The organism is Streptomyces sp. NPDC050534 (assembly GCF_044457745.1).
Taxonomy (GTDB): Bacteria; Actinomycetota; Actinomycetes; order Streptomycetales; family Streptomycetaceae; genus Streptomyces.
On the sequence record NZ_JBITHF010000028.1, the window covers coordinates 43118 to 49856 of the forward strand.

A 6739-nucleotide genomic window follows, 5' to 3' on the forward strand; every position below is an offset into this window, starting at 1 on the left:
TCGCGCCGTCTTACCGACAGCGTCACGATCTCGCTCGTATCCGGACGCGGATCGCGATCGAGGCGGTGACGGTCCAGGAGGCCGCGGCGGCGCATGACGACTCGCCGTCATGGCACCAGTGATCGTCGCCACCCACCCGGTGCCCTACACCACCTCGGACAAGCCCGCCTGGCGGGCCTGCGGCCTGTCCGAACGCTGCCAGGACGTGACGGTTCCGGACTTCGGCGCCTACCTCGAAGCAGGTATCGTCGCGGATCTTCTTGCGCAGGGCGGTGTGCACCGCCGCCAACGGTATGGCCGGCTCGACGGGCGCCCTGGCACGGCCTCTTCGGAGCCGGATCTCCGGCCACCGGACGCCTTGGGCCGCGACCGGTACAGCGCGAGCGCGTCTTGAACTGCGGCGGACGGAGGCCCCAAAACATTGGGGGCCATCCCTAATGCCCGGCTTCATCGGGGCTCGTAGAACAGAGGGCGTAAGGATTTCACCGAAAGGGCCCGAGATCGATGAGGCCGTTTCCCGCAGCACGGGACGTGATCGCCATGTACACCACCGTCGAGGACCTGGTGCGCCCGGCCCAGGACATGTGCCAGACGCGTGACCGCGCGGACACCGCGGTGGCCGGCCCGGGTGCACCGGCCGGTGGCGCGGTCAGCCAGTCGCTGGAGCACCGGCCGGTCGCCGCGGGTGCGGCACGAGCGATCACCCGCGCCGTCCTCGAGGACTGGCACGTGGACCGGGACGCCGCGCAGTCGGTGCTGCTGGTGGTGTCCGAACTGGTCACCAACGCCGTCGAGCATGCCTTGCCGCCGGTGGCTCTGCACCTGTACCAGGATCGGGCCGGAGACCATGTGTGGGTCGGCGTCACCGACGGAGGCCCGGCCCGGGACGATGGCGCCTGGACCTCCTCCTGCACCCGCGAGGAGCACGGCCGGGGCCTGGCCGTCGTCGCGGTGCTGGCCACCAGCCACGGCACATGCTCCCACCCCGGCGGCACCGCCACACACTGGGCCCTCCTGACCGTTCACGAAGCAACGGCCTGAAGCCGCCTCCTGCACGAACTGCCCCGCACCTCCCGGTGCACCCGCCAAGGGCTACTGGACGCCCTCACACGTGCTGCAGGGCAACTCTCCAGCTTCCCGACCCCATCCACCCGCGCACCGATCACAGAACAGGGATCACCATGAGCTCTCCTGACCTGGAACTCACCATCGACGTGGCAGTCGCGGTCACCTTCGACCAGCACGTACGTGTGCCCGTGCGCTTCTCGTACGCGGATACCGACCTGTATGCCGTTCAGGTCTCGGCCGCAGGACTCGGCGACGTGAAGTTCTCCCCCATCGAAGAGCATTCGGGGCGGTAGAAGTCATGAACGCAGACATCCAGTTCTCGGTCCTGGGTCCGGTCCGATTGCACAAGCAAGGACTGGAGGAGGCGGCCGGCCAGCCCAGGCAATGCGCAGTACTCGCCTCCTTGTTGCTCAGGGCGGGCAGGCCGGTGAGCCTCTCGAGACTCGTGGAGGACGTGTGGGGCGATGAGGCCCCACTGTCGGCCATAGGCTCCGTGCGCACCTATGTCTACCGGCTCAGGCGAGCACTGGGTGAGCGGAGTGACAGCTCGGTGGACCTGGTCGACGGGGGTTATCTACTGCACATCCAACCGGACGCTGTGGACCTGAACAGGTTCAAGGAAACGACGGCCAAAGCACGAGAGGCCCGCAGCACCGGCGACCTGGCGGCCGCGTCGAACCTGCTGTCCAAGGGCCTCGAGATGTGGAAGGGAGAGGCCCTCGCCGGGGTCCCGGGGCCATTCGCAGGCCAGCAGCGCAGCGTCCTGGGCGAGTTGCGTCTCGCATGCGCCGAGGACCAGCTGGCCTGTGAGGTGGAGAGGGGGCGCTACGCCGAGGCCGCTGCTGAACTGTCCGCTCTCCTGGTCGAACACCCGCTTCGAGAGCGCGTATGCGCCCTCCTCATGACCGCGCTGTACGGCGCGGGACGGCAGTCCGAGGCCCTGACGATCTACCACACGACCAGTCACCTGCTGCGTCAACGCCTCGGTGTCAGCCCGTCGCTGGAACTGCAGCAAGTCCACGAGCGCATCCTCTCCGGGCGATTCCAGCTTCCGAAGGACACCAACGGCTCAGCCGGCGGGCGACACACCGCCTCTCCCCGGCCACGGGCCCAACTACCGGCAGCCCTGCCCCACCTCGTTGGGCGTGAGAAAGAACAAGAGCAGGTCGAGCAGTTGATCGCCGATGCCGAGGCGTCGTCCTCGGTGGCCGTCTGCGTGGTCGGCGGAGCGGCAGGCATCGGCAAAACAGCTTTCGCCACCACCGTCGCCCACCGCCTGGCAGAGCGCTTCCCGGACGGCCAGCTCTTCGCCGACTTGCACGGGGAAGGGCCAGGAGCCGAGCCGAGGGACCCTGCAGGGATCCTCGCGGACTTCCTGCAGTCTCTAGAGGTACGGCCCGAGGCCGTACCCGAGACCACGCAAGCTCGCGGGCTCATGTTCCGGGACCTGCTGGCCAAGCGCCGCATGCTCATCGTGCTCGACAACGCCTGGAACGCAGACCAGCTGAAGCATCTTCTCCCAGGCAGCCCCGGTTCCATGGCCCTCATCACCAGCCGCATGCAGCTGCACGCGCTGGTAGCCGGCTACCAGGCGCTCCCCTTGACCCTGCTTCCACTGAGCCAGGCGGACGCACGCAGCTTCCTCGCCCGCCGCCTCGGAGCAGCCAGGACGGATGCTGAGCCCGAAGCCGTCGACCGCATCATCCACCTCGCCGGACGCCTCCCCCTCGCACTGGCCAACGTCGCCGCCCGCGCGGCCTACCGCCCTCAGACGCCTTTGGCAAGCCTGGCCGACGAATACGCACCGTCCGAGCACAGTGCCTTGGACGCTTTCACCAGCGACGGGGACCCGGTACTCGACGTTCGCGCCTCCATCGCCCGGTCCTACCGTCTGCTCGACCCGGAGGCCGCCTCCCTCTTCCGCGCCCTCGGCGCCTGGCCCGGCCACGTGTTCGCCACGTCCGACGCGGCCAGCACAGCCGCGCAGTCGGAACAACGGGTGCGCCAGACCCTTTCGCGGCTGATCCACGCACACCTCGTCTCAGAGATCGTGCCGGGCAAGTACAACTGGAACCGACTCGTGGCCGCCTACGCCGCAGAGCAAGCAGGCTCAGGCATGCATGAAGCACCCGACCGGGCCGTCAGTCACGATCCGCCACCCGCTTCCGGTTCGGCCCCTGCTGTGCCAGTGGATTTCCCCCGGTGAAGTCTCCACCCCATTCACGACACACCCAGTGCGGCGGGAAGCTGTACACGGCTGGTAACGCACAGCTTGCGATAACAGTTTGAAAGGTGGACCTCGACGGTCTTAGGGGTGACGAAGAGAGTTTGCGCGATCTGCCGGTTCGTCTGGCCATTTGCCGCCAAGTCCGCAACTCTTCTTTCGGACGCGGTGAGCGCACCTGGACCGGTGAGTGCTGTGCGTCGGCGGCGGGCTCCTGCGGCGGCGAGTTCAGCACCGGCTCGGTCCGACAGGGGTACTGCACCGCAGCGGGTGGCGAGATCAAGGGCCTGTCGTAGCGGCGGACGAGCGTCGTTGCGGTGACCAGCCTTACGCAGTGCGGCCCCGAGGTCGACCAAGGCCTTTGCATATTCAAGGTGTGCAGGGGACTCTTTGAGTACGTCTACTGCCTCTTCGAATAGTTCGATTCGGTCCCGTTCGGGCGAAATGAGGCCAGACACGCGCAAGGCCCGACCCAGAGTGCGAGGCGCACCCCATCGTCGAGCACGGTTGAGATTCTCATCCGCCATGACGCGAGCCTCACCGTCGCGATCAAGATAGTGAAGAGCCAGTGCAGCCAGTGTCCTCCAGTCCGCGACTGCCGGATTTTGAATCTGATAGAGACGGCATGCCTCCTCTGCCTGCCGGGCGATCTCGTAAGCCGTTTCATAGTCGCCTCGGACTCTTTGCAGCCGGCTGAGCGCAGTCAGAGACAGGTACACCGGTCCTGGCGGGCAGGTTGTTACGGTGACTCCCACCTCCGCAAGAGTCCGCTCAGCCTCATCGAGACGTCCTTGCTCGATCAAAGCCTCGGCCAGGACCGTGCACCCCAATAGGCGGGCAACAGCCGAACCGTTCAGTTGTCCCACTCGAATTGTCTCGCGTCCATCTTGTTCCGCCCCTGCAAGATCACCGTGCCACAGCAAGGTGTAGCCGCGATGAATGTAGACGGACGCCAATGTGAAGAGGGAACCGCCCACATGGGCTCGCTTCACCGCACTGTCCAGGCTGGCTATTGACGCGTCGTCGTCAGCCGCCGCCAGGGACCACCATCCGCAAGCCAGCGGCCCGTTGGGGTCCGCTTGGTCGACGAACGCATCATCTGCCAGGGTCTCGCGCGCGCGAAGCACTCCGGACGGGTCTCCAAGAGCAGTATTGCGACCAGCAACCGCACAATACAGAAGGCGGTCTCCGAAGCCGTGGCCATACGGGAGTTGACGTAGTTCTGGCAAGCAGTCCACTATGTCTTCCCTGCCGGGGACATACCAAGTACTGGAACTGAGAAGACATGCCTGAAGGCGCTTCTTGAGATCATCATCAGTGGCCGGAAGGCCTGAAATTGTTGATTTTTGTACATCAACTCCAACGTCCGGCTTCGCGAGGTAAATATAGGCCATACCCAAATAGGGAGCGATTTCCGCGCGTTCAACGGGGCCCATCCCTTCCCACGCTTCTTGCAGAAGACGGGCCCCAGTCACCACATCAAACAGTAGTGCCGTTTTCCCGGCTTCCAGTAGAATCGCTCGCCGCTCGTCGCCCTTGAGTGACTCGTCAAGACTTCGACGCAAGTAGACATAAGCGCTCTCCGGAGCGCCGCGTGCTGCTGCAGCAGCAGCGGCAGCACGCAGGTCCGTAACGGCCACCGGATCCATGGTTGCCGGTATTCTCATCAGATGGTACGCCACCTGCTCTGCAGGAGAGCCGCTTTCCCGCAAAAGAATTGCGGCACGGTGATGTGATGTGGTGCGCTCGGCACGGTCAAGGGATTCATAGACGGCATTACGCACAAGGGGGTGCACAAAGGAGAGAGTCGGCGAGCCGTACACCTCGTCGATACGTATAATTCCCCTCTGCTCCAAGAGGATGGCGCACTCAAGTGCCCTACTGATTGAATCCTGTCCTGCCAGATGCGCAGCGCGCATCAGCGGCGAGCGGTCGCCCAGAACTGCGACCGCCCGAGCCAACGGTGCGCAAGCCGCCGGCAAAGCCATGAGGCGGGAGGCGACCAGATCGGCCACCGCAAGCCCCCCGAGATCAGCCACCCGCCCGGCGTTCCTGTCGCTGGCCGACAGGCCCTGCGCGGTGAAGGTAAGGCCGAGTTCACGCAACATCAACGGGTTCCCACCGGTGGCCCTGTGACAGATGACCGCGAACTCTTCCTCTACCTCGCCATCCATTACCTGCTGCAGCAAGTTTGCCGTCGCCTCGGCGCTGAGCTCCTTCGGATTCAGTTCTGCGAGCACCGGAGCGGAGATTACGTGCTGCAGCAGTCGCTCATCAGTAGCGTGCTCCCCTGTGCGTAGCGCCACAGCTACCAGCAATGGCTGCGTCTCAATGCGGGGCAGGAGGTAAGCCAGATACCGCAGTGACGGCCTGTCGCACCACTGAAGATCGTCCACCACCAATACAAGTGGGCGATCTTGACATGCGTTGATGGTGAGCCAATAGAGACCGTGCAGAACCGCGAAATCGCCAGGCTCACCAGCACCGGTGATGGTCTCAATGGCTTCTCTCGCCTGCCTGGCCGCCCCCGACCACAAGGACTCCCGAGCGGTCCGATCAGCCTTGAACGCCAACTCTTCAAACAGTTGCCGCACTACACCAAAGGCAAAATCCTGTTCGAACTCCGTGCCGCGTGCAGTGGTCACACCAAACCCGGCCTGGACCGCTGCAGTCCGAATCTCTGACAGTAGTCGGCTCTTTCCGGTACCAGCCACTCCCTTCACCAGGAGCAAGCCGCCGCCCTTCTTAATCCCTTTGATGGTGTTTCTTATAAGCGCAGACTCAGTCACTCTTTCGAGCAGTTCAAGCTCCCTGCGTGCCATTGCTCCAGTGTTCCCCCATATGTGCTGTCCATCAAGGCTCAGGGGCATCTGCGGCAGCTGTAGATCAAAGAGGCTGCACGTACCGGGTCTCTTCACCTGGTCAGGGTGTGACCGGTTGAGGTGCGTGACAGAAAAGGCACGAGGGCGTGTGCAAGTTCCTGACAGATGCCCCGCGTCGGCCCGCGGGAGAGCTTCCGGGCCAGGTTCGGCTGCTGGACCTGGTGAAGCGCATGGATGCGCTCAGCAGTGCAGGATGCGCTGATGGATGAGCCCTTGGGGGTGACCGTCGAGCGTCCGACGCTCGATCAGTTCAAGGTCGAGGTCGGCCGCACTCCCTGAAGATCGAGTCGATCCCGGCATGACCGCTGATCACTGCGAAGAGCATCACCCCGGACGAGGGCGACGGCCCCCTGCGACCATGGCCAGGAGCGGCGGTACGGGTGTCGTACGTCTGCCGGCTGCTCCCGAAGTAGCGCGGCGGTGGGGTGCGAGGAGAGGGGCAGCGGGGACTGGGCCCGTCTCCTCGGCTCGGGGGGCCTCAGCCCATCTCCTCCAGCGCCTTGCCCTTCGTCTCCTTCACGAACTTCAGGACGAACGGGATGGAGAGCGCCGCGAAGGCCGTGTA

Annotated in this window: 5 protein-coding genes; 4 read left to right on the forward strand and 1 reads right to left on the reverse strand. The window is 64.9% G+C overall.

Annotated features, from left to right (window positions below; translation table 11 throughout):
- Window positions 1-118 precede the first annotated feature (118 nt).
- The 4 genes from ACIBN2_RS46170 (at window position 119) to ACIBN2_RS46185 (ending at window position 3274) form a co-directional block, all read left to right on the forward strand.
- Window positions 119-394, forward strand: a complete 276-nt coding sequence (locus tag ACIBN2_RS46170) for a hypothetical protein (protein ID WP_399143803.1) — start codon at window positions 119-121, stop codon at window positions 392-394.
- A 146-nt stretch (window positions 395-540) separates the two neighbouring features.
- Window positions 541-1041 carry an ATP-binding protein gene (locus ACIBN2_RS46175; RefSeq protein WP_399143804.1) on the forward strand — a complete coding sequence of 167 codons (501 nt, stop codon included), beginning with the start codon at window positions 541-543 and terminating at the stop codon, window positions 1039-1041.
- A gap of 140 nt (window positions 1042-1181) precedes the next feature.
- Window positions 1182-1361, forward strand: a complete 180-nt coding sequence (locus tag ACIBN2_RS46180; protein ID WP_399143805.1) for a hypothetical protein — start codon at window positions 1182-1184, stop codon at window positions 1359-1361.
- 5 nt (window positions 1362-1366) lie between these two features.
- A complete protein-coding gene (locus ACIBN2_RS46185) occupies window positions 1367-3274 on the forward strand; it encodes a BTAD domain-containing putative transcriptional regulator (protein ID WP_399143806.1) in 1908 nt (635 codons plus the stop codon).
- Between the two features lie 14 nt (window positions 3275-3288).
- On the opposite strand, the gene ACIBN2_RS46190 is transcribed toward ACIBN2_RS46185, so the two are convergent.
- Window positions 3289-6114, reverse strand: a complete 2826-nt coding sequence (locus tag ACIBN2_RS46190; RefSeq protein ID WP_399143807.1) for an AAA family ATPase — start codon at window positions 6112-6114, stop codon at window positions 3289-3291.
- Window positions 6115-6739: the final 625 nt, after the last annotated feature.